This is a genomic window from Brachyspira sp. SAP_772 (genome assembly GCF_009755885.1).
In the GTDB taxonomy this organism is placed as follows: Bacteria; Spirochaetota; Brachyspiria; order Brachyspirales; family Brachyspiraceae; genus Brachyspira.
This window is the reverse complement of the sequence record NZ_VYIX01000292.1, coordinates 1-593: the sequence shown is the minus strand read 5'-3', so window position 1 is coordinate 593 and position 593 is coordinate 1. Positions and strand designations below refer to the sequence as shown.

The window sequence follows — 593 nt, the reverse complement described above, 5'->3', positions numbered from 1 at the left end:
ATGTAAGTTTATGCTTTCTTCATGTGTGCCTGCTGTTGGTTTTGAAGATTCTGGAGCTGTACTTGATTCTAAAATAATAGAAGAGTTTATAAATGATGAAGATATATTTGGTCTTGCTGAGATGATGAATGCTCCGGGTGTATTATCTCTTGATAAAGATGTGCTTAAAAAATTAGTTGCTGCTATTAATGCTGATAAGATTATAGACGGGCATGGAGTTATGCTTGGAGGAAAAACTTTAAATGCTTATAGGGCTGCTGGTATTTATACTGACCACGAATGCGTATCTGCWAAAGATTTGAAGGCRAGAATWGCTAATGGAATGTATGTGCTTTTAAGACAAGGTTCAGCWGCACAGAATTTAGCTTCACTATTACAGGGAGTTAATCAAAGCAATGCTAGAAGATGTGCAATGTGTACCGATGATAAGCATTTAGACCATATTATAGAAAATGGACATATATCTCATAATTTAAAAATAGCAGTTGAGCATGGACTTGATGTATTTAATGCAATTGCTATGGCTACTATTAATGCGGCAGAATGTTACAGACTTAAAAATATAGGTTTGGTTGCTTCAGGATATAAGGCTG

Annotated in this window: 1 protein-coding gene; it reads left to right on the top strand. The window is 35.1% G+C overall.

Going from position 1 to position 593, the window contains the following annotated elements; genetic code table 11:
• The coding region (locus GQX97_RS14100) for an amidohydrolase family protein (protein ID WP_157152353.1) at positions 1 to 593 on the top strand (593 nt) is incomplete at both ends.